Origin of the sequence: Longimicrobium sp. (assembly GCF_036399255.1) — a bacterium.
Taxonomy (GTDB): Bacteria; Gemmatimonadota; Gemmatimonadetes; order Longimicrobiales; family Longimicrobiaceae; genus Longimicrobium.
This window is the reverse complement of sequence record NZ_DASWNM010000076.1, coordinates 57,636-78,914: the sequence shown is the minus strand read 5'-3', so window position 1 is coordinate 78,914 and position 21,279 is coordinate 57,636. Positions and strand designations below refer to the sequence as shown.

General features: G+C 71.0%; 18 protein-coding genes and 1 riboswitch. Of the genes, 7 read left to right on the top strand and 11 right to left on the bottom strand.

Annotated elements, in window-relative coordinates:
• Nucleotides 1–304: 304 nt before the first annotated feature.
• The 10 genes from VGC13_RS12455 to VGC13_RS12410 all read right to left on the bottom strand — a co-directional run bounded on the left by VGC13_RS12455 (nt 305) and on the right by VGC13_RS12410 (nt 12,757).
• The gene (locus tag VGC13_RS12455; RefSeq protein WP_331125591.1) at nt 305–1,225 is read right to left on the bottom strand and encodes a hypothetical protein; all 921 of its coding nucleotides are present in this window, start codon (nt 1,223–1,225) and stop codon (nt 305–307) included.
• 288 nt (nt 1,226–1,513) lie between these two features.
• Nucleotides 1,514–2,398, bottom strand: coding sequence for a glycosyl hydrolase (locus VGC13_RS12450; RefSeq protein ID WP_331125590.1), 885 nt, complete (start codon nt 2,396–2,398; stop codon nt 1,514–1,516).
• Complete coding sequence (locus VGC13_RS12445; RefSeq protein WP_331125589.1) at nt 2,395–3,168, bottom strand: TIGR04290 family methyltransferase; 774 nt, start codon at nt 3,166–3,168, stop codon at nt 2,395–2,397. Before VGC13_RS12445 ends, VGC13_RS12450 begins: the two co-directional genes overlap by 4 nt.
• A gap of 130 nt (nt 3,169–3,298) precedes the next feature.
• Entirely contained in the window at nt 3,299–4,045 is a 747-nt protein-coding gene (locus tag VGC13_RS12440; RefSeq protein WP_331125588.1) for a nucleotidyltransferase family protein, read from the bottom strand.
• A gap of 4 nt (nt 4,046–4,049) precedes the next feature.
• Nucleotides 4,050–5,174 carry a CgeB family protein gene (locus tag VGC13_RS12435; RefSeq protein WP_331125587.1) on the bottom strand — a complete coding sequence of 375 codons (1,125 nt, stop codon included), beginning with the start codon at nt 5,172–5,174 and terminating at the stop codon, nt 4,050–4,052.
• Between the two features lie 257 nt (nt 5,175–5,431).
• Nucleotides 5,432–6,343, bottom strand: a complete 912-nt coding sequence (rsgA, locus tag VGC13_RS12430; RefSeq protein ID WP_331125586.1) for a ribosome small subunit-dependent GTPase A — start codon at nt 6,341–6,343, stop codon at nt 5,432–5,434.
• Between the two features lie 124 nt (nt 6,344–6,467).
• Entirely contained in the window at nt 6,468–7,394 is a 927-nt protein-coding gene (locus tag VGC13_RS12425; protein WP_331125585.1) for an RNA polymerase sigma factor RpoD/SigA, read from the bottom strand.
• Nucleotides 7,395–8,211: 817 nt separating this feature from the next.
• Nucleotides 8,212–10,272, bottom strand: a complete 2,061-nt coding sequence (locus tag VGC13_RS12420) for a DUF3488 and transglutaminase-like domain-containing protein (RefSeq protein WP_331125584.1) — start codon at nt 10,270–10,272, stop codon at nt 8,212–8,214.
• Nucleotides 10,269–11,282: a DUF58 domain-containing protein gene (locus tag VGC13_RS12415; RefSeq protein ID WP_331125583.1), complete on the bottom strand. Its 1,014-nt coding sequence runs from the start codon at nt 11,280–11,282 to the stop codon at nt 10,269–10,271. Before VGC13_RS12415 ends, VGC13_RS12420 begins: the two co-directional genes overlap by 4 nt.
• Nucleotides 11,283–11,782: 500 nt before the next feature.
• Nucleotides 11,783–12,757 (bottom strand): MoxR family ATPase, encoded by a 975-nt coding sequence (locus VGC13_RS12410; protein ID WP_331125582.1) that lies wholly within the window; start codon nt 12,755–12,757, stop codon nt 11,783–11,785.
• Nucleotides 12,758–13,275: 518 nt separating this feature from the next.
• On the opposite strand from VGC13_RS12410, the gene VGC13_RS12405 reads away from it, so the two are divergent.
• From VGC13_RS12405 to VGC13_RS33635, 5 genes are all read left to right on the top strand, one after another.
• Nucleotides 13,276–13,827, top strand: a complete 552-nt coding sequence (locus VGC13_RS12405; protein ID WP_331125581.1) for an RNA polymerase sigma factor — start codon at nt 13,276–13,278, stop codon at nt 13,825–13,827.
• Nucleotides 13,827–14,171 carry a hypothetical protein gene (locus VGC13_RS12400; RefSeq protein WP_331125580.1) on the top strand — a complete coding sequence of 115 codons (345 nt, stop codon included), beginning with the start codon at nt 13,827–13,829 and terminating at the stop codon, nt 14,169–14,171. The genes VGC13_RS12405 and VGC13_RS12400 overlap by 1 nt, the downstream gene beginning before the upstream one ends.
• On the top strand, nt 14,168–14,545 hold the full coding sequence (locus VGC13_RS12395) for a hypothetical protein (RefSeq protein ID WP_331125579.1): 378 nt from the start codon (nt 14,168–14,170) through the stop codon (nt 14,543–14,545). Before VGC13_RS12400 ends, VGC13_RS12395 begins: the two co-directional genes overlap by 4 nt.
• Nucleotides 14,546–14,794: 249 nt before the next feature.
• Nucleotides 14,795–14,886: riboswitch (cyclic di-GMP riboswitch) on the top strand.
• Between the two features lie 12 nt (nt 14,887–14,898).
• Complete coding sequence (locus VGC13_RS12390; protein ID WP_331125578.1) at nt 14,899–17,022, top strand: putative bifunctional diguanylate cyclase/phosphodiesterase; 2,124 nt, start codon at nt 14,899–14,901, stop codon at nt 17,020–17,022.
• A 226-nt stretch (nt 17,023–17,248) separates the two neighbouring features.
• Nucleotides 17,249–17,461 carry a helix-turn-helix domain-containing protein gene (locus VGC13_RS33635; RefSeq protein ID WP_414682990.1) on the top strand — a complete coding sequence of 71 codons (213 nt, stop codon included), beginning with the start codon at nt 17,249–17,251 and terminating at the stop codon, nt 17,459–17,461.
• Between the two features lie 55 nt (nt 17,462–17,516).
• Here VGC13_RS33635 and VGC13_RS12380 read toward each other — a convergent pair whose 3' ends face one another.
• Nucleotides 17,517–18,176 (bottom strand): nitroreductase family protein, encoded by a 660-nt coding sequence (locus VGC13_RS12380; protein WP_331125576.1) that lies wholly within the window; start codon nt 18,174–18,176, stop codon nt 17,517–17,519.
• Between the two features lie 181 nt (nt 18,177–18,357).
• Here VGC13_RS12380 and VGC13_RS12375 point away from each other — a divergent pair, with 181 nt between their 5' ends.
• Both VGC13_RS12375 and VGC13_RS12370 read left to right on the top strand, forming a co-directional pair.
• Nucleotides 18,358–18,687 (top strand): hypothetical protein, encoded by a 330-nt coding sequence (locus VGC13_RS12375; protein ID WP_331125575.1) that lies wholly within the window; start codon nt 18,358–18,360, stop codon nt 18,685–18,687.
• 313 nt (nt 18,688–19,000) lie between these two features.
• Nucleotides 19,001–21,247, top strand: a complete 2,247-nt coding sequence (locus VGC13_RS12370) for an ATP-binding protein (protein WP_331125574.1) — start codon at nt 19,001–19,003, stop codon at nt 21,245–21,247.
• Nucleotides 21,248–21,279 lie beyond the last annotated feature (32 nt).

The following is a 21,279-nucleotide window of genomic DNA, read 5'->3' as shown; positions in this document are numbered from 1 at the left end:
CGCACCGGAGCTTGAACGTCACACCCTCTCCCGCGGATGCGCGGGGGAGGGTGTTTTCGTGGCGGTCGGCACGAGACATGGGTGAGCCCCTGGCTGCCCCGTGAGCCTGGCCGCAAGGGCGAATGAATTCGCTGCAACGACTACACGAAGGCCGCCTTCGCGGACTGCAGGGTTCGGGGTGCCGACGGCGGTAGTGCACGACTCGGGCTTGGCCAGCGAGCCCCGCCACGTGCACGGGGCTCGGATCTTACCCCGGACTTTCCAGTCCCCGCAGGGGGGACTTCGTGTGCTTGTTGCAGCGAATTCATTCGCCCTTGCCGGACTGGACAATCGGCTCCGCCGCGACCACCGCGGGATATCCGTTCACGCGGGTGATGAACACGTACAGCGGGCCCGCCCGCCCCATCCAGCTGAACCAGCGCGGCGCCCGGTACGTGTGCGTGTATGCGCCGGTCTCGCGGTCATAGATGTCGATCAGCCGCCCGGCGTCGCTCGTCCTTCCCGAGAAGCCCACGGCGATCCCCTCCTCGCCCACGCCGACTCCCTGGGATGCGTGCGACCCCTCCGGCACCGTCTCCTGCCGGCGGCCGGCGCGCGGATCGCCCGTGCGTTCGGTGGACGGCACGTCGAACCACTCCACGTAGTCGTGCGCCGCAAGCTTGCCCTCACGAAAAGTGGCGAAGCCCCGGCCCTTGCTCATGGCGTAGACGCACCCGCCGTCGCCGTCCCGCTCCAGGTCGCCCTGCGTAGAGAGCGAGCCGGCATCAGCAAGGTCCGGCCATGGAAGCTCGTACCGCTGGAGAACCTTTCCGTCTGGAGAGACGCGCACCAGCGGATGTTCCGTGACCAGCGGGGCGACCAGCACGCTGCCGCCGTCCAGTGCGCACAGGCCGTTCGGGTATCCCACCATCTGAAGGGGGACGTGGCGGATAAAGGTGCCGGCGGGCGTCAGCACGGCCACCCGCCCGTTCCCCTGGTCCATCACCCGCACGTTCCCGTCCTTGTCCATGGAGAGCGCGGTGGGGCTACGCAGTTCCCGCGGGCCGCCGCCTTCGCCACCCGCCTTCCAGAGCACGGCGCCATCACTCGCTCGCAGCGCCACCACCCGGTGCATCTGTGGCTCCAGGACGTACACCCGCTCGGCGTCGCCCACCGCCGCAACGGGAATCAGCACCGTCGTGTCGCCTTCCTCCCCGCCGGCGATCCACCGCTCTCGCCACGTCACCTCCACCAGCTTGCGGCTGAGTTCAGGACGTTTTTCTGCTCCGGTGTTCCCGCTCTCCGTCCCGCACCCGGCGGCGAATGCGAGGAGGAGCACGCCAAGTCCGCGTACGATCCCCCGCATACGTCAGCGGGTCTGCGGAAGTGAAGCGGCCAGCCCGTCCGCGGCACGCTCGAACGCTTCCATCTCGGATGAGCGAAATCACAAGAAGAAGGCCTCACACAGAGTCAACAGAGTTAGCAGAGTGCCAGTCCTCTGCTAACTCTGCTGACTCTGTGTGAGGAACAATCGTCAGCCGTAGCGGCGAACCATCCGTGCGCAGAAGTCCACGAACTCGGCGGGGTCGCGGGGGGGGCTGGTGTAGTGCGGCACCACGCCCTTGTGCTCGGGGGTAAAGCAGAACGTCACCGTCACCTCGAACTCCTCCAGCGCCGCCATCTGCCGGTCGAACCAGGCCAGCGACCCGTCGCGGTGGTCGTCGCTCCAGCTGAGCCCCGTCCGCAGCTTCTTTACCCCCAGCTCCCGCAGCCAGCGCACGGCGTCGTCCAGCCGGTGGTCCTCGTAATGGAACCACTGGCAGATGCCCAGCTCGCCGCCCATGGCCGCAAAGTCGCGCATGGCCGGCTTGGGCGTGCCGTCTTCGCGCACCAGGCCCATGTGAAAGTGGCGAAAGTACGACGAGCCCTCGCGCTGCTTGTGGCGCGTGGTGGCCTCCCACTGCTGCGGCAGGTCGAACAGGCTGTACCAGTGAATGCGCTCCGCCTTCCCGCGCAGCACGTCGGCCGTGCGCCGCAGCCCCTCGGCCTGCACCGCGTCGCCGGCAAAGGTGCTGATCCCCACCTCCGTCACCCACACCGGCCGGTCGGTCACCGCCCGCACGCTGGCCAGCTTGTCGGGCCAGTCCTCGATGCTCCACAGGTTCCAGTCCAGCGGAAAGCCGTGGACCGCCACCACGTCCATCTGCTCCAGCACCCCCAGCCCCGCCATGTGCGCCAGAAAGCGCGGGTCGATGGGCGACACGCCGCCCAGCACGCGCTTGACCGACGCGTTCTCGGCCCGCACCGCCTCGCCCGTGGCGCGGGCCATCGCCGCAAAGGTGTGCCAGCCCTGATCGATGCCGAAGTCCCAGTGCGACGTGTTGTTGGGCTCGTTCCAGACCATCACCGCTTCGATCACCGGCCGCCGCCTCCCCGGGAGGGGTACACCGCGCGCGGCTCACCGTCCGTGATGCGCCCGCGGCGGCAGAGGTAGACCTCCTGCTCGGCGTGCTTCACGATCTCGAACCCCGCGCTGCGCAGCATGGCCTCGGTCCCCGCCGCGTTGGGCACCCACCAGTTCGTGGGATCGTTGCAGTAGCGGTGCTCGATGAAGGCCATCTTCGGATAGCCGGGGCTGTCGAAGTGGTCCTGCTGCCAGAAATCGTAGTCCGCCTGCACCGGGTCCACCTGCGTGGAGCCCCGCTGCATGGACTGAAAGAGCATCAGGTCGCCCACCACGTGCTCGTGCAGCAGGTCCAGCGCGAGCAGCGGGTGCCGCAGGTGGTACAGCACGCCCATGAAGATGACGAAGTCGAACTTCTCGCCCAGGTCCGCCACGTCGTAGACGGACATCTTGCGGAACTCGATGTCCATGCCGTTCACCTCGGCGGCGAAGCGGGCCTGGTTCAGGTACAGGTCTTCGCTGTCGATGCCCACCACCCGCTCCGCGCCGCGCCGCTTCATCTCCATGCTGTAGAAGCCGGCGTTGCAGCCGATGTCCAGCACGGACTTGCCCGTCAGGTCCTCGGGCACCGCGTGGGCAAAGTTCACCCACTTGATGGACGGATAGTCGCCCAGAAAGTGGTCGGGCGCCGTGCGCACGCCGCCCAGGTCCAGGTTGTGGAACCAGGGGCCCAGCTCGCGCACCCTGCGTTCGATGTCCGCCGGGGCGGAAAGGGGCGAGATCAACGTCATGTCTCCGATGGAAAGTTGTGTGTCGAGCGGACAGTGCCGGGGGTGCCGAGTATCAAGTGCCTAGTGCCTAGTGCCTAGTGCCTAGTTGGAAGCACCCCGATACTTCATCACTCGGTACTAGGTACTAGGTACTCGCTACCGGGCTCTCCCTGTCCGCCAGCACCGAAATCGCCTCGCGGTAGCCGTGCAGCGTGCCCACGTCCACGTACGCCTCGCCCGCGCGCACGCCGCGCGCCTGGCCGCCGCGCGCCAGCCACGCGTTCACCAGCGTGCCGATGTACTCGTCCTGCTTGCCGCGCTCCAGCCACAACTCGTGCAGCTCGCCCAGCGTCCACCCGGGAAGCTTGAAGGCGCCCCACACCCAGTGCGTGGCCGCGCCCGGCTGCTTTACCTGGATCTCGCGCACGCACCCCTCGTCGTCCGTCACCACCGCGTCGAAGAACTCGGGGCGGTCCACGGGAAAGAGGAGGAAGCTGAGGATGCCGTCCGGCAGCGCGCACAGCCCGTCGTCCGGAAACCACACCGTGTCGGGCAGCCCCACCAGCACGTCTTCCGCCGGGGGGATGAGGGGCAGGACACGGAAGATGGAATCGCACAGCCCCGCCGGCTTGGGCTGGACGGCGTAGCAGACGTGCGCCGCGCCGAATCCCCCGCCGTAGTACTGCACGATGTCGTGCTTTCCGGGGGAGATGACGAAGCAGATCTTGTCCGCGCCGGCACGGATCATCCGCTCCACCAGGTACTCGCTGACGGCCTTGGGACGCTCCACGCCGTCGTCGTCCATGCGGCTGCCCACGGGGAGCAGCTCCTTGCTGAACGCCAGCGGCTGAATGCGGCTTCCCGCGCCCGCCGCCGGGACGATTCCCCACATCCGCTCAGCCCTCCGCCACGGTTGCCTGCCCCCACTCCACCGCCTCGTCGGCCAGCTCCGCCGCGCCGAACGCCGCGTCCAGCAGCCCCTCCAGCTCCGCCGCGCGGCGGGCCGAGGTGTGCTCGTCCAGCGTCCGCTCGCGCGCCCGCCGGGCCAGCGCGCCGCGCTCGGCGTCGGGCATCCGCATGGCCTGCACCACGTCGTCCGTGTCGCGGGCGATGACGATCTCCTCGCCGGGGCGAAAGAAGGCGTCCAATCCCTCCCACGCGTCGCTGATCACCGGGCACCCGCACGCCGCCGCCTCGAACAGACGGCCGCTGGGGCACCACCCCATCCGCGCCATCGCCGCGCGGGTCACGTTCAGCGTGAACCGCGACGCGCTGAAGAAGGCGGGGTGCCGCTCCGGCGGCAGGTGCTTGGCGAACCAGATGTTGTTTGCCCAGGGAAACTCCTGCGGATACTGCGCCCCGCCGATCAGAAAGCGCTGCTCCGGAAGCCGGCGCGCGGCCTGGATGAACAGCCGCTCCAGCGCCGCCTGCCGGTCCTCGGCGTACGTGCCCAGGTACGACAGGTCCGCGCGAAAGTCCTCCACCGCCTGCACGGGGCGATGGACGTCGGGGTCCACGTGGCCGTACAGCGGCGCCACCCGCCGCGCGCCCAGCCGGGTCCGCAGCTGCCGCAGCGCATCCCCGCCCGTGTACGACAGGACGAGGTCGAAGTCCGCCAGCCCGCGCGGGCCCACGTACGCCACGTCCTTTCCGCTCTGCAGCGCGTCGAGCGTGACCGGCGTGTCCAGGTCGTAGAACACGCGCACCGCCGCGCTGGACTGCAGCACCAGCTCCGTGGCCGCGACCGCGTCCGCCTGGTACGAGGTGACCATGGCCGCGTCCGCGTCGGCCAGGTGGGCACGGGCCAGCGGCAGGTTCTCCGTCCAGTCGGGATAAAGGACCAACGTGCCGTCCGCCAGCGCGTGCAGGTCGCGGTTCATGGCGTAGTAGGGCACGTCGCGCTCGAAGAACACCACGTCGTGTCCCCGCGCGGCAAGCGCCTTCAGCAGCCCGCGCCAGAGCGTGGCGTGGCCGTTTCCCCACGACGAGCTGACCGTCAGCCCGAAGATGACCAGCTTCATGCGGTGCGAACCAGGTGGGCGGGAGGACTGCGCTTTTCGCGCGGCAACTCTCGCAAGGAGCGCACCGCAAGTGCGTACAGTGCACGATCATCATCTACAAGGCTTTGCAAGATGATGCGCGGGCTTTCGTTGCGGATTCAGGCCATGAAAAAGAAGGTTGGGGTACAGAGAAACAGAGTCAGACAGAGGACAGGCTTTCCTCTGTCTGACTCTGTTCCTCTGTACCCCAATGTCGTTGCCGGGCTTTTGGGGCGGGGCTACTCCTCGTCCTCGCCCAGGAACATGCGGCGGTAGCTGTCGTAGCGGCCAAAGTGGATCTCGCCCGACTCGGCCGCGGCGTGGACCGCGCAGCCGGGCTCGTGCGTGTGCGTGCAGGTGGGATAGCGGCAGCCGCCCAGCAGCGGCTCGAACTCGGGAAAGTAGAACTGCAGCTGGTCGCGCTCCACCTGCCACAGCCCCAGCTCGCGCAACCCGGGCGTATCCGCCACCCATCCCCCGCACTCCAGGGGAATCAGCTGCGCCGTGACCGTGGTGTGGCGTCCCTTGTTCACCGCCTCGCTGATGGCCGACACGCGAAGCCCCAGCCCCGGCTGCACCGCGTTCAGCAGGCTGCTCTTCCCCACGCCCGACGGCCCCATCAGCGCCGAGAGCCGCCCGCAGAGCGCGTCGCGCAGCGCGTCCACCCCCAGGTTCTGCTTGGCGGAGGTGTAGACCACCGGGTACCCGGCCCGCTCGTACGGGGCAAAGATGGCGCGGGCGGTGTCCATCCCCGCCCGGTCGGTCTTGTTGACGATGATGAGCGGCGCGATGTCGCTGTCGGCCGCGATCACCAGGAAGCGGTCCAGCATCCGCAGGTGGGGATCGGGGTGCGCCGCCGCGAAGACGATGAGCACCTGGTCCACGTTGGCCACGATGGCCTTGGGGCGCGGCGCCTTCCCCGGCGCGCGGCGGGCCAGCACCGTCGTGCGGTCGTGCACCTTTACGATGGCCCACACCGTGTCCTCGCCGGCGCGCTCCTCGTCCACGTCCACGCGGTCGCCCACCACCACCTTGGCGCCCGTGCGCTCGTCGCGCTTGATGCGGCCGCGCAGCACGGCCTCGACCACGCCTTCGGGCGTCTGCACCTCGTACACGCCGCCCAGCCCCTGCAGCACCGTCCCGCTCAGCATGGATCCATCGTCTGGAACAAAGGATTGTGCGTTGATCGGAAGGCCGGCCCGGCCGGAAAGCAGGACGGCACCCCTCCCGAGGGAGAGGTGCCGTCGATGCAGTACGAACGGACGGAGCCGGACATCAGGCGAAGCTGGCCAGCGCCTCGCCCATCTCGCCCTCGCGCAGCCGCTTGAGCGCGCGGTCGCGAAGCTGGCGAATGCGCTCGCGGGTCACGCCGAGGATGTCGCCGATCTCCTCGAGCGTGTGCTCACGCCCGCCCTCGAGCCCAAAGTACAGCTTGAGCACCTTGGCGTCGCGCGGCTGCAGCGTGCCCAGCGCCTTGTCGATGCGCTCGGAGAGCAGCCGCTCCTCGACCTCGTCCTCCGTCTCGATGGCGCTGTCGGCCACGAAGCGGTCCATCAGCTGGCTGTCGTCGCTGTCGCCGATGGGCGCGTCCAGGCGAATCTCGGCGGCGTTCAGCGTCTGCAGGCTCTCGACGATGTCGACCGACAGGCCGGTGGCCTCGCTGAGCTCCTGCGGGCTGGGGTCGCGGCGAAGCTCCTGCTTGAGCCGCTCGCGCTCGCGAAAGATCTTGGCTAGGTCGCTGGCGCGGTTCAGCGGCACGCGCACGCTGCGCCCCTGGTTGGCCAGGGCGCTCAGGATGGCCTGCCGGATCCACCAGACGGCGTAGGAGATGAACTTTACCCCCTGGTCCGGATCGAACTTACGCGCGGCCGTCACCAGGCCCACGTTGCCTTCCTGGATGAGGTCGGCCAGCGAGACGCCGCGGTTCTGGTACTTCTTGGCGACCGAGATCACGAAGCGAAGGTTGGCGCGCACCAGCTCGGCCACGGCGATCTCGTCGCCGGCCTGCGCGCGCTTGCCCAGCTCGATCTCCTGCGGGCCGGTCAGCAGCGAGTGCGTGCTGACCTCCTTGAGGTACTGGTCCAGGCTGGACTGGTCTTCGGCCGCCACGGCAAAGCCCGACTCCAGGCTGGGCGCCGCCCGCTTCCGCTTCCGCGCCGGCTTTCGCGTGGTCGTTGCCATGTCCTTGTCTTTCGTGCTCATCAGCCGCTTTCGGGGCGCCCCCGTGAGGAAGCGCGAACCGGATCAATTCTGCAAAAGGTCTGCCGGGGGGAAACAAAGCCGCCCGGCGCTCTGGGGCGTCGGGCGGCGGCTGGCGCGCGTGCACCTGCGTGCTACGCGCTCTCCGAACCGCCTCTTCCGGCGCCTGCCGCCCCCATGCGTACGCAAAGCCGTGCCCGGATGATTCCGGGCAGCTCTTTGCATCCTTGGCGCGGGGCGAACGTCATCGTGGGTAAAACGAGCCAGTAAAGTGATCTGTGACCGGCCGCGGGGCGGCATCGGGGCGCACAAGGTACGTCGCGGTTTCACGGGCGTCAACGGTCTCGTTGCGCACCTTCAGAATGCTTCCCGCAAGACGGGCACTGCTTCGTACGCGCGGGAGCGCGCAAGGTTCCGCTCATCCGCCCTCCCGGCGACAAGCCTCACACAGAGACGCAGAGACGCGGAGATACGCGTCGGCCGCCCCCTCTCCGCGCCTCCGCGTCACTGCGCGAGAGGGTGTTGCCAAACCTCCCAGCGTGATTGACTTCCTGAGGGAGGCGCCGCCCTGTAACTCGCTTGTACACTGCACCTTGGCGCCGACCGAAGGACCTCGCCAGCAGGACGACGAGGCTGGTTCCGTGCCCTGATCTGGCCCCTGCGCCACCGAGACGAGGTCCTTCGGTCGCGCACAACCTGTTGTGTGACTTCTAGTTACACGTGGTGCGCTCCCTCAGGAAGTCACCGCTTCATTATGGATTCGAGGTTTAGCAACACCCTCTGAGGCCCTCTTTTGGGGGCTCGGAATCTGGATCGACCGCTAGGCCAGGCGCGCGGGCTTTCGCCGGGAGGCGCGCAGCCCGGCGCGGGCGTCGTCCAGGGCCTGCCGCATCCGCATCCGCCCGATCTCGCCCACGTCCTGCGCGCCGAAGCGGGCGCGGACGTACAGCCGCACCACCTCCGCCGCCGGCGCGGCGCCGGGCGAGCCGTCGCGCGCCAGCCGCTCGGCGAAGTCCAGCGGCCCGCCGCCGCCGCCGATCCCCGCCTTTGCGTACGCGCGGCGCAGGGCCAGGTAGGCGCGCGTCGCCTCCGTCAGCGGGGCGCGGCGCCAGCGGCGGGCGGACCAGAGCAGGCCGGCCAGCACGCCCAGCGCGATCACCACCGCCACGCCGCGCGGGGCGCCGCGGGTGCCGCCGCCGTCCATCCCCCGCGAATCATCGCGCGAGAACAGGTCGCCCACGCGGCTGAACAGGCCGATCTGCTTTTCGAGGTTGTAGTCCAGCACCCACTTGTACCAGCGGTGCTCCATCCCGTCGAACCACAGCCCGGCGGAGCCCAGCCATCCATCGTCCGTCCCCAGCGCCACGGCGGCGTTGCGGGCGGCGGGGGTGGGATCGAACGGCACCCATCCCAGCCCGGGGAACCACGCCTCCACCCAGGCGTGCGCATCGTTCCCCGTGACCGCCAGGTAGTCGCCGAACGCGTTCCACTCCCCGCCCAGAAAGCCGGTCACATTGCGCGCGGGAATGCCGGCGGCACGCAGCATCATCACCATCGCCGTGCTGAAGTACTCGCAGTGGCCGGCGCGGCGGCGGAACAGAAAGCCCTCCACCGTGGCGTCCGCGCGCGTCTCGGGAAGGTCCAGCGTGTACGACAGCTCCGTGCTGAGCCAGTATTCGATGGCGCGCACCCAGTCGATGCGCGCCGTCAATCCCGCGGTGATGGAGTCCGCCAGCCGGCCCACGCGCGGGTCCAGCCCCCGGGGCAGCTGCAGGTACGCGGCGACGGTGACCGGATCCGGCCCGTCGCTGGCCCGAAGCGCGCGCTCGGAGGGGCGCGGGACGCCGGAGGTGACGTTGTAGACGGGCGCGTCGCTGCCGCCGTAGCGCACGTCGCCGGTGTAGTCCTGGAACACGCGGATGGCCGAGCGCGGCTGCACCGCCAGGATGGGATGGTTGCCGAAGAGCACGCTGGCCTGCGGCGGGCCGCCAAAGATGCGCACCGTGCGCGTCTGCCCGCCCCAGCGCCGGCCGTAGAAGTCGGGGGACGACCGGGGCGCGATCAGCCCGCGCGTCCGCGTCCACCGCTCGCCGTCGAAGTGGTCGAACGAGCGGCCGCGCCAGTACAGCGATCCCGTCCGCTGCGGAACCGAATCCGGGAACTCCACCCGGAACGCCACCTCGGGGTTGCCCACGATGCGCCCGCCGTGCTGCCCCAGCCGGACCTCGTTGCTGAAGCCCACCATCATGTCGCCGGCGCCGGCGCGCCCCTGCACATTCCACTGCCGCGGCAGGCGGGGAAAGACGACGAACAGCGTGGCGCTGGCCAGCAGCGTGACGGCCGAAAGCGCCGCGATGGTCGTCATCATCCGCCGCCCCAGCCGCACCCCCGGCATGCCGAAGCGCTCCGACTGGCGGCGCAGGTAGCCCACCATCAGCGCCAGGGTCGAGAGGACGATGAAGGCGATGAACGCCGCCGCGAACCCCAGTCCCGGGTAGTACGCCGTCGCCGCCAGAAGGAGGGCGAAGGCCAGCAGGTACAGCCGCGAATCGTTCTTCGCGTCCACCGAGCGCAGGCTTTCCGCGCCCAGGAGGAAGAGGAGCATGGCCATCACCGCCGGCATGAAGTCCTGGCCCAGCACGAACGCCACGTACAGCATCCACCCGCACAGCCCCAGGATGACCGCCTTGGCGATGCGCTCGATCCAGACGCTCCACTCCGGCGGCGGCAGGCGAAAGCACGCCACCGCCAGCGCGCCCGCCGCAACCAGCGCCTCCGGGGACGCGCCCGCGCCGGCCATGAAGGCCAGCAACGCGGCCAGCGACATGGCGGCCGTAAGCCGGCGGTGCAGCAGGGCGATGCCGATCATTCCCGTGCTCATCGTCCCCCCGCGGCGGCGGTGAGCACGTCGCCCCAGCCGGCGCCGGGCGCGCCCGCGGCCACCAGCACGCACTCGGCCGGGGGGACGGGCGGCTCCAGGCGCGGCGCGTCCGCGCGAAAGCGGGCGCGGGCCAGTGCGTCCAGCACGCGCTCCAGCTGCGCGCCGCCCGCGCCGGGGCGCACGCGCCCGTCCTGCGTGGCCAGGCCAAAGGCGTCGCCGCGGCGGACGGCGGCGGCGGCCAGCCCGGCGGCGATCTCCACCGCCACCTCGGCCATCTCCCCCTCCTCCGCACGCAGGTCCAGGCACAGCCAGAGGGCGCGAGACCGGTCGCGCTCGTACTCGCGCATCACGGGGTGCCCCACGCGCGCGGTCGTCTTCCAGTGCACGTCGCGCGGGTCGTCGCCGGGGCGGTAGGGGCGCAGGCCGCGGTACTCGCCGCGCGCGCCCGCGCTGCCGGCGAACGCCTCGCCCGCGTTGCGCACGCGCTCGCCCGCCAGGCGCGGCTCGCGCACGGGACGATCCGTCTTTGGCCAGACGATCACCTCGCCCGGCACGTCGAAGTCGCGCTCCTTCACGAACAATCCGAACGGGAATGAGGTCGAAAGGGTCACCGTCTTCAGCGGATACACGCCGCGCGTCTCCCACACCGTCTCCGCGCGCGCCGTCCCGCTTTCGGCGGGGTCGATGACGGGAATCCACCCGCGCGCCTCGGACCGCGCCTCGCCCGCCTCCACGGAGAACGCGGGAAGGCGCCGGTTGCCGTTGCGCACCTCGTAGGTGATGCGCGACGGCGCTCCCGCCGTGGCGCGCGCGACGCGGCGACGCACTTCCAGCCGCCGCAGCATCTGCTCGCTGAGCCAGCCGCTGAGGGTGATGAAGCCCAGCATCCCTCCCAGCATCAGAAAGAGCAGGTTGTTCCCCGTGCCGATGGCGGCCACGCCCAGCAGCACCGATCCCCCGCTGAAGAACCAACCGGCGCGCGAAAACCGCAGCCGCCGCGGCGGACGCATCCAGCGGCGGAGGCGTCGGCGGAGGGGGGAAGTGCGGGAGTGCGGAAGTGCGTGAGTGCGGGAGGTCAACGGATGAAAGAAGTGCGAGAGTGCGAAAGTGTATCCGCTCCGGGCGATGGCGTGCGAGGGGCGCGCCCCCACCCGCTCGTTCCTCGCGGCCTCCCCCCAAACTGCGGGGGGAGGTACGCCGACAACGCGGAGTGATGGCGAACGGCATCGCGCTGGCGCCCGACGGGGTGCCCCTCCCCCGGCCCCTCCCCGTTCGTTCCTCACGGAGAGGGGAGAATTCGATCGCGCTTCGGCAGCCTGCGTCTCACTCCAACCTCCCCCAGCAGTTTTGGGGGAGGTGGGCGAGTAATGCGAGCCCGGAGGGGGCGCCCGCCCCTCGCGCCACCCCCCGCCGAAGCGCTCCGGAGGCGTTTGCGACGTTTATCCCCCTCCCGCGCTGTTTGCGGGAGGGGTGGCGCGCTCTCGGGCGCCGCCGGGGGAGGGTCTGGGCCCTACACCGGCACCGGGATCCGGCCCAGGAGTTCTTCCAGCACCGACACGGCCTCGCCGTACGCCTCGCCCGTGGCGGCGGAGGCGCCGGCGGGGAGCAGGCGGTGGGCAAGCACGGGGATCGCCAGGCGCCGCACGTCGTCGGGAACCAGGAACTCGCGGCCGTCCACCAGCGCGTATCCGCGCGCCGCGCGCAGCAGCGCGATGGCGCCGCGGGTGCTGGCGCCGGCGCGAAAGCGCGGCTCCGTGCGCGTGGCCTGCACGACGGCCATCAGGTAGTCCACGATGGACGCGTCGGCGTGCACCGTATCCACCCGCTCCTGCAGGGCCAGCACCGACGCGGCGTCCAGCACGGGGCGAATGCGATCGATGGAATCCGTTCCTCCCGCCGACTGCAGGACCACGCTGCGCTCCTCGTCCGCGTCGGGATAGCCAATGGAGAGGCGCATCATGAAGCGGTCGAGCTGGCTTTCGGGGAGCGGATAGGTGCCGTGCTGCTCCAGCGGGTTCTGCGTGGCCATCACCAGGAACGGGCTGGGCAGGTCGTAGCTGCGCTCGTCGATGGTCACGCGGCCCTCCTGCATGGCCTCGAGCAGGCCGCTCTGCGTGCGGGGCGGGGCGCGGTTGATCTCGTCGGCCAGCACCACGTGGGTAAAGATGGGCCCGGGGCGCGTTTCGAACTCGTGCGTGCGCGGGTTGTAGACGCTCACGCCCAGCACGTCGGAGGGCAGCAGGTCGCTGGTGAACTGGATGCGGCGAAACCCCAGCCCCAGCGCGGCGGTGAGCGCGCGGGCCAGCGTGGTCTTGCCCACGCCGGGAATGTCCTCGAACAGCAGGTGGCCCCGCGCCAGCAGCGCCGCCAGCGACAGGCGCACGGTCTCGCGCTTGCCGCGGAACACGGTTTCCACCTGGCCGATCAGGCGGTCCAGCTGCGTAAGGTCGATCGGGGGTGCGTCGACGGGAACCGCGTTCAGCATGCGCGCGTCAGGGCCGGGCGGATGGTGTTTGTGGATGGTTGAAGCTACCGTGTACACCCACCTCCGCGGAACGGTCGTTTAGGGTGGACGTGGAGGGGCAGAAAGGGGCGGGGTCGGAGGGTGCTGGGCCGCCTGCAAGGGCGAATGAATTCGCTGCAACAACTACACGACGTCCGCCTTCGCGGACAGGCCGCTTCCCGGTAAGGTGAGTGCTGCCACGTGGTGGGTTAGGCGGAAGCGGCCAGGTGGCGGCCTGTCGGAGCGCGCCCGAATTCTCCCCTCTCCGCGAGGAACGAGCAGGGAGGGGCACCCCGCCGGCGCGATCACGTGCAAGTCGTCGAGCCGCGGTCCGTCCGCATCCCCAACCTCCCCCAGCAGTTTTGGGGGAGGTGGGCGAGTAATGCGAGCCCGGAGGGGGCGCGCCCCTCGCACCTCATCATCCGGAGCGGAACCACTCCCGCACTCCCGCACTCCCGCACTCCTCAACACTTTCGCCCCCGGCTGCGTCTGGAAGGAGAATGACCGGCGAGACCGATGCCCAGCTGGTGGCGAGGGTGCGGCGCGGGGAGCGCGCGGCGGCGGAGGCGCTGGCCCAGCGGTGGCTGCGCGCGTGCCGTGCCGTGGCCCTGGCCGTCACCCGCGACGAGGCCGACGCCGACGACGTGTGCCAGGACGCCTTCGTGAGCGCCATCCAGCGCATCGACGACTGCCGCAACCCCGAGCGCTTTGGCGCCTGGCTGCTGCAGATTGCCCGCAACCGGGGACACGACCACCTGCGGGCCCGCGCGCGGCCGGTGCTCTCGCTGGAGGGAATGGAGATCGAGTCGGGCGAGGCGTCGCCGCAGCGGCTGGCGGAGCGCGGCGACGAGCGGACGCGGCTGCTGGCGGCGCTGGGCGAGCTGCCGCAGGAACGGCGCGAGGTGCTGCTGCTGCACGACCTGGAGGGATGGACGCACCGCGAGATCGCGGAGCGGATGGGGCTGCCGCCCGGGACCGTTCGGTCTCATCTGCACCACGCACGGCGAAAGATGCGGACCCTGCTGCCGGAACTGGAGGAAGGCGAGGAATGATGGACGAAACGCGTGTGAACCTGTCCGCGCTGGACCCCGCCCGCGACCCCGCCCGGTGGCAGGGGGTGATGCAGGCGACGATGGCGCGCGTGGACGGCGTGCTGCTGCACCGCGCCCGGCCCGACCCGCTGGCGCTGATCGCCGGGTGGCGGCGGCCGCTGCTGGCCATGGCGGCCGCCACGGTGCTGCTGCTGGTGCCGGTGGAGGTGGCGCTGGAGCGCCGCGAGGCGGACCGCCAGGCCCTGCGCGGGCTGGTGGACGTTTCCACGGCGTGGGCGCAGGAGGGGCGCGCCCCCACCGGCGCGGAGCTGCTGCACGCCGTCCGCACGGGAGGCGCACGGTGAAGAACCGGGCGCGCGCCGTGGGCCTGCTGCTGCTGGCCGCCACCTTTTCGGTGGGCGCGCTGGGCGGCATGGCCGTGGAAGAGGCGCTGGGGCTGGACTGGTTCGACTTTCTGGACGAGGACGCCAGCCCCTCGGAGGACCGCCTGTTCGCGGGGATGGAGCTGACGGATGCCCAGCGGGCGCGGATCGAGGGGATCCGCGACCGGCGCGAGGACCGGCTGGAGGCCTACTGGGAAAGCCGGGTGCCGGACATCCAGCGCATCGTGGACCAGTCGTACGGCGAGATGCGCGCGGTGCTGCCTCCGGAGCGGCACGCGGAGTTCGACCGCCGCGTGCGCGAGCTGCGGGCACGCACGCCGGCGGAAAGCGACTGACCGCATCCCAAAGAAGACGTTTCTCACGCAGAGGCCACAGAGGCCGCAGAGGAGATCCCTCTGCGGCCTCTGTGGCCTCTGCGTGCGACCTATCTTTTGCCGGGGCTGGTGATTGGACCGTCAACCCCGTCGCCGAGCAGTGTTCGGATCGACTGCGGGGAATGCTACTTGCGGCGCGAGGCGAGCGGGGCGAAAATGCTCCGTGGCATAGATCGAGACCCGCCTGGCCGCCTTGCCCGCGCCGGGTACCTACGACAACGGCAAACCCGTCGAAAGGCGGGGACGCAAAGCCAACGAGGCTAACGCCGCACCCATGCGGCCATGCCGGTCGGGTTACCGAACAGGTGCTGCTCATGCGCACAACGCTCTCCACCCCCGAATCCTCGTCCGCCGCGCACAGCGGCGACGGGGAGATCCTGGCCCGCCTGGCCGCGGCGGCCGTCACGCGGCTGCAGCTGGGCGCGTCCGCGGTGCTCCTGGACGCCGCCGACGCGCCCCTGCACTCCGCCGGCGCGCCCGAGTTCCAGCAGGTCCTTCTGCGCGTGATCCTGCACCACCGCGCGGCCATCCGGCAGGCGCCGGCGGGGTCGGTGCGCGTCCTGAGCCGGCTTACCTTCGTGCAGCAGCCGTCGTACCCGCAGGCCACGCTGGCCCTGGTGCCCCTGGCCCTGCCCGATGGCGAGCCGCTGGGCACCCTGCTGGCGTTGCACCCGGGCGACTGGTCGGCGGTGGAGACCTTTGCGCTGGAGAGCCTGGCCCGCGCCGCGGTGGCGGAGCTGCGCTGGCGGCGCGAGCGCGAGGCGCGGCGGCACTCCGAAGACAAGCTGACCCTGCTGGAGCGGGCGCTGGAGACGGTGGACCTGGGCGTCACCATCACCGACGAGCAGGGCACCATCGTCTTTACCAACCCCGCCGAGGCGCGGATGCACGGCTACCAGGTGGAGGAGCTGTACGGCCGGGAAGCCCGGTCGCTGGCCCCGCCGGAGCTGTGGAACCCCGGCGCCGCGGTGCCCGCGCGGCCGGTGCGCCGGTGGATGCGCGAGCGGGTCAACGTGCGCCGCGACGGCACCCGCTTTCCCGTGCGCCTGTGGTCCGACGTGGTGGCCGCGGACGACGACCGCCCGCTGGGGCTGGTGACGTGGACCGAGGACCTGAGCGCCCGCGGGGAGCCGGTGCAGCCCGCCGCCGACGCCGACCGCGACCCCATGACGGGGCTGCCCAACCGCGCGGCCTTTCTGCGCGCGCTGGGGCAGGCGTGCGATGCAAAGCGGGAGCAGCGCGGACAGAACTTCGTGGTGCTGTTCGTGGACCTGGACCGCTTCAAGGCCGTCAACGACCGGCTGGGCCACGCCGCCGGCGACGCCTTTCTGGCGGTGGCGGCCGAGCGGCTGGCGGCCTCCGTGCGCCCCACGGACCTGGTGGCCCGCATCGGCGGCGACGAGTTCGCGGCGCTGCTGCACGGGGTGGAGCGCGAGGCGGACGCGCTGGCGGTGGTGCAGCGCATCCAGCGGCTGCTGGGCGCCCCCGTCACCATCGGCGACGCCGAGATGACGGCGTCGGCCAGCATCGGCGTGGCGCTGTGCGGCAGCGCCGACACGCCCGAGGGGATCCTGGCCGTGGCCGACCGGGCGATGTACCGCGCCAAGTCGCTGGGCGCGGGGCACCACGGCTTTTCGGAGCCGGGCGTGCGGGACCACGAAGAGGCGCTGCTGCAGGTAGAGCAGGACCTGCGGCGCGCCATCAGGAACGACGAGCTGACGCTGCGCTTTCAGCCCATCGTCTGCCTGAAGGACGGGCGGCTGGAGGGATTGGAGGCGCTGGTGCGGTGGAACCACCCGGAGCGCGGGCTGCTGGGGCCGCAGGCGTTTTTGCCGGTGGCGGAAGAGATGGGGACCATCGTCGAGGTGGACCGCTGGGTGCTCTGCGCGGCCGCGCGGCAGCTGAAGGCCTGGGGCGACCACCCGGTGCTGCGCAGCGTTCCCGTGAGCGTAAACTTTTCCGGGCGGCACGTGGTGCACCCGCGCGTGGTGCAGGACGTGGAGCGCACGCTGCGCGAGTACGGCGTGGATCCGCGGCGGCTGATCATCGAGGTGACCGAGACGTCGTTCGTGGAAGACTTCCAGACGGCGGCGTCGGTGCTGGCGGCGCTGCGCGACCACGGTGTGGGCATCTGCCTGGACGACTTCGGGACGGGATACTCGTCGCTGGGCTACCTGCGGCAGTTCGGCTTCGACCGGCTGAAGATCGACCGCTCGTTCGTGCAGCGCATCGGCGAGAACGCGGCCGACGAGGCCATCGTCCGCAGCATCGTGGCGCTGGCCGAGGCGCTGAACCTTACGCTTACCGCCGAGGGGGTGGAGACGGTGGCCCAGCGCACGGTGCTGCAGCGCCTGGGCTGCCGCGACGCGCAGGGCTTTCTGTTCGCGCGCCCGATGGACGTTCCCGAGCTGGGTGCGTGGCTGCTGGCCTCCGCCTGAACGGCGCACTCCAACAGATTGATCTCACGCAGAGGCCCCAGAGGCCCCAGAGGATCAAGCACCTATGGGGCCTCTGGGTGTTGTAGACGGTTCTGCTTATACCGAATCCGGGAAACAACACCTTGATGGGTACAGAGGAACAGAGTCAGACAGAGGACCCAAGATGATATTTCAACTCGCGTTCTCTGTCTGACTCTGTTCCTCTGTACGATCTTCTTTTCAGGATCTGGTACTTACGCAGCAGCAGCTGGCGCAGTCGCTGGGCGTAAAGCAGCCGCGCATCGCCCAGATCGAAAGCGCCGGCGCAAACCTTCAGATCGACACGCTTGACCGCGTTGCCGCCGTGTTCGGCGTGGAGCCCGCGCGCCTGCTGCAGGCCGAAAAGCCAGCCGCCCATCCACACGCGGAACGGCAGATGGAGCCGTTCGCGGCCAGGTAGGCACCTCCGCATCAAAACAAGCGGCGCGGCTCCCGGGAACCGCGCCGCTCGTGCATCAGCGGGTGAAGTCCAGTTCCACCCAGCGCGACCAGTCGGACGGGGCGCCGCGGCGGTCGCGGTGGCTGCCGGGGTTCACCTCGGCGTCACCCGTGTCGGCGGGGAACAGGAAGACGGCGCCCAGCAGGATCTGGCCCGCGGGAATGCCCATCCACCCGAACGCCTCCGGCTCGCGCAGCACGCCGCCCGACGACCAGTAGTTGGGAACGCCGCGCGCCGTGGCGGCCAGCAGCAGGTTCTGCACGGCGGCGCCGGCGGCGGCCAGGTGCTCCATGTTCTCTTCCGTGGCCTCGAACAGCCCCGTGACCGGCCCCCTGGGCGGGTTGGGGAGCCACGTGGCCTGCACCATCGCGGTGGCGGCGGCCAGCATCCGCGGGATCTTGCTCCGGTCCCCGCGCTCCAGCAGCACCTGGCGCAGCGCGCGGCACGCGGGTGCGTCGAGCAGGTGAAAGCGCCACGGTACGATCGAGGTGAGCGCCCCCGACTCCGTGTGCATCCGCGACGCCACGCGGTGAAACGGCGCCCACCCCGCGGTGGCGACCAGCTCCTCCACCGTCCCCCGCGCATCCACGACCGGCAGCGGCGCATCCGCCAGCACCTTGGTCGTCCGCCGCTCGCGGATCACGCCATCCACCATCCCCGCCCTCTCTGCATCCATCCGTTCATCTCCCCTGAAATGTGTGGGGGGATGATAACGGAATGCGCCGCGGGTTGTCCAAGCATCGGCGGCCGCAGCGCTGCGTTGGGATGCTCACCCATGCACGATCTCCGCACCCGTGGCGTCCAGCGAGCACCGGTGCGACCCTGGCGTGCCCTGAAATTGCAACGCGGGGCCCGCCATGAAAGCCACCATCTACGACCTGGTCCCTGGCGCCCGCCTGAGGGACGTGGTGCCTCCGGCGTACCGCGACGCGGTTGCGAAGGATGCGCGGCCGGACGGCGTGTACTCCGTGCTGCTGTTCGACCACGCGGAGCGCGACGTGGTCCCGTCGCCGCCGGTACGCAAGGCGCTGCGGCGGCTGAAAGAGGCAGCGGCGGACGGCATCGTGGCGGTGGGCACGGTGTTTACCGACGAGGCGCTGGCGCTGCTGGCGGAAGCGGGCGCGCGCGTCGTAACGTTCCGCACCGCGCGCTGGACCGACGAATCCGCCCGCGCACGACAGCTGTGACAGGGCCGCCGCGGTCGCACCGTGAGACCGGCGGACCGGCAGGAGACAACTCCGCTGACTCCGTTGACTCCGTGTGAGGCCATTCTTTTCAGGCCTCAGGCATCCACCTCCCGCAATGCATGGCACGGCAGTTCCAGTGACGATCCCGCGTGGTCCCTGGAGGACGCGCCGCGCCCCGGGACATCGCCCGTTCGCACCGGCAGCCGTTGACCATCGCCTCCCGTAGCATCCACCCGCCCGAACCCGCACCCCTGGCCGCGCCGGCGTTCCGTCCGCGCGGGCGCACGCACGTCCTTGCCGCGCCGGAGCACGCGTGACGGACCCCCTGTCCACGCCCTCCGAGGCCTGGCTGCGCGCCGTCATCGACTCGGCGCTGGACGCCGTGGTCACCACGGACGCGAACAGCGTGATCACCGGGTGGAGCGCGCACGCCGAGACCATGTTCGGCTGGAGCCGCGAAGAGGCGCTGGGGCGCACGCTCAGCGAGACCATCATCCCCGCGCAATACCGCGAGCCGCACCGGGCCGGCGTACAGCGCTACCTGAGGACGGGCGAGCCGCACATCCTCAACCAGCGCATCGAGATCACCGCGCTGCGGCGCGACGGGCGCGAGTTCCCGGTCGAGCTCACGGTGGCGACGGGGCGCTCGGCCGGCGAAGTGGTCTTCAGCGCCTTCATCCGCGACATCAGCGACTGGCGGCGCGCCGAGGCCCGGCTGGCGGCGGAGCACGGCGTGACCCGCGCCCTTGCCGAAGCCGCCACGGTCGAGGCGGCCGCGGAGCCCGTGCTGCGCGCCATGGGCGAGGCGCTGGGGTGGCAGCTGGGGTTGCTGTGGACGGTGCGCGACGGCCGCCTGCGCGTGGCGGCGCTCTGGGGGGCGGAGGGCGTGGACGCGGCGGAGTTCCAAGCCGCCAGCCGCGCCTGTGCCTTTGCGCCCGGCGAGGGGCTTCCCGGGCGCGTGTGGGCACGGGGAGAGCCGGTGTGGGTGACGGATGCGGCCGAGGACACGGGCTTCGTCCGCGCACCGTACGCGCTGCGCGCCGGCCTCCGCGGCGCGTTCGCCTTTCCGGTGCAGGCGGGGCCCGAGATCCTGGGGGTGATCGAGTTCCTGAGCACCCGGGCCGAAAAGCCGGACCAGGCGCTGCTGGACATGGCGCGGGCCATCGGCAGCGACGTGGGGCAGTCGTTCCGGCGCATCCAGGCCGAGGAGGAGCGCGACCGGGCGCTGGCGCAGGCCAACGCATCCAACGAGACGATGCGCCGCGTCAACGCACAGCTCGCCGCCCGTACGGAAGAAGCCGAGCGCGCCAACCGCGCCAAGAGCGACTTCCTTGCGGTGATGAGCCACGAGCTGCGCACGCCCATCAACGCCGTGCTGGGCTACACCGACCTGCTGCAGATGGGGATCGCGGGGCCGGTGACGGCGGAGCAGCGCGGCTACCTTGAGCGGGTGCGGGTAAGCACGGCGCACCTGCTGGGGCTCATCAACGACGTGCTGGACCTGTCCAAGATCGAGGCGGGGCGCATGGGCGTTACCCGCGAGGCCGGGCGCAGCGGCCAGGCCGTCGCGGCCGCGCTCTCCTTCGTCGCCACGCAGGCGGCCGACCGGGGCGTGCGGCTGGAGAACGCGTGCCCCGAGCCCGGCCCCGAGTACCTGGGCGACGACGAGCGCGTCCTGCAGATCCTGCTGAACCTGCTTTCCAACGCGGTCAAGTTCACGGGTCGCGGCGGCCACGTGGTCGTCCGCTGCGGCACCGGCCGGCCGGACCCCGGCGTGCGGCTGGAGGGCAGCGGGCCGTGGGTGTGCATCCGGGTGGAAGACACGGGGCCGGGGATTGCGCCGGAAGAAACGGAGGCGGTGTTCGAGCCCTTCGTGCAGGCCGAGGCGCCGCACACGCGCACGGCGGGGGGCACGGGGCTGGGGCTCAGCATCAGCCGGCGGCTGGCGCGGCTGATGGGCGGCGAGCTTACGCTGCAGACGGAGCTGGGCCGCGGCGCCTGCTTTACCCTCTGGCTTCCCGCCGCCGGCGCCGCCGAAGAGGCGGAGGCGTCCACGGACGACGCACCGCCCGCCCCGCCCGCCGACGCCGACGGGCTGCGCCGGGCCGGCGAGGCGCTGCAGCTGGAGATGCGCGGAGTCATCGCGGCGTACGCGGCGCGGCTGCGCGCCGACGCGGGGCTCCCCGCCCGTGGCCTGAACGACGCCGAGGTGGAGGACCACCAGATAACGCTGCTGACCGACATCGCGCAGTGCCTGGTGGCCCTGGCCGACGCGCCGGGGGAGGTGTCACTGCTGCAGGACGGCACCGAGGTGCAGCGGCTGCTGGCGTTTCGCCACGGCGAGCAGCGTGCGCGGCTGGGATGGGACGACGAGGGCCTGCGCCGCGAATTCAGGGTGCTGGGCGAGCTGATCCGCGCCGCGCTGGAGCGGCGCGGTCTGGCGCCCGCGGCGTGGGACGTCCTCTGCCGCTTCCTTCACCGTGCCGAAGAAGTCTCCGTCGCCGCCCTCTGCGCCGCGAAGCAGGACACGCAGCCGGAGGGCGAGAGCGTGCCGGGGTAGCCGTGCGGCGCCCGGATCAGGCGGAGAACGGC

What these genes read in the sequence shown, in the direction of transcription:
- VGC13_RS12410 (WP_331125582.1), bottom strand. Translation starts at nt 12,757, where the DNA reads ATGCTGAACGCGGTTCCCGTCGACGCACCCCCGATCGACCTTACGCAG.
- rsgA (WP_331125586.1), bottom strand. Translation starts at nt 6,343, where the DNA reads ATGCTGAGCGGGACGGTGCTGCAGGGGCTGGGCGGCGTGTACGAGGTG.
- VGC13_RS12400 (WP_331125580.1), top strand. Translation starts at nt 13,827, where the DNA reads ATGGACGAAACGCGTGTGAACCTGTCCGCGCTGGACCCCGCCCGCGAC.
- VGC13_RS12390 (WP_331125578.1), top strand. Translation starts at nt 14,899, where the DNA reads ATGCGCACAACGCTCTCCACCCCCGAATCCTCGTCCGCCGCGCACAGC.
- VGC13_RS12415 (WP_331125583.1), bottom strand. Translation starts at nt 11,282, where the DNA reads ATGCGTCCGCCGCGGCGGCTGCGGTTTTCGCGCGCCGGTTGGTTCTTC.
- VGC13_RS12380 (WP_331125576.1), bottom strand. Translation starts at nt 18,176, where the DNA reads ATGGATGCAGAGAGGGCGGGGATGGTGGATGGCGTGATCCGCGAGCGG.
- VGC13_RS12375 (WP_331125575.1), top strand. Translation starts at nt 18,358, where the DNA reads ATGAAAGCCACCATCTACGACCTGGTCCCTGGCGCCCGCCTGAGGGAC.
- VGC13_RS12405 (WP_331125581.1), top strand. Translation starts at nt 13,276, where the DNA reads ATGACCGGCGAGACCGATGCCCAGCTGGTGGCGAGGGTGCGGCGCGGG.
- VGC13_RS12440 (WP_331125588.1), bottom strand. Translation starts at nt 4,045, where the DNA reads ATGTGGGGAATCGTCCCGGCGGCGGGCGCGGGAAGCCGCATTCAGCCG.
- VGC13_RS12425 (WP_331125585.1), bottom strand. Translation starts at nt 7,394, where the DNA reads ATGAGCACGAAAGACAAGGACATGGCAACGACCACGCGAAAGCCGGCG.
- VGC13_RS12420 (WP_331125584.1), bottom strand. Translation starts at nt 10,272, where the DNA reads ATGAGCACGGGAATGATCGGCATCGCCCTGCTGCACCGCCGGCTTACG.
- VGC13_RS12435 (WP_331125587.1), bottom strand. Translation starts at nt 5,174, where the DNA reads ATGAAGCTGGTCATCTTCGGGCTGACGGTCAGCTCGTCGTGGGGAAAC.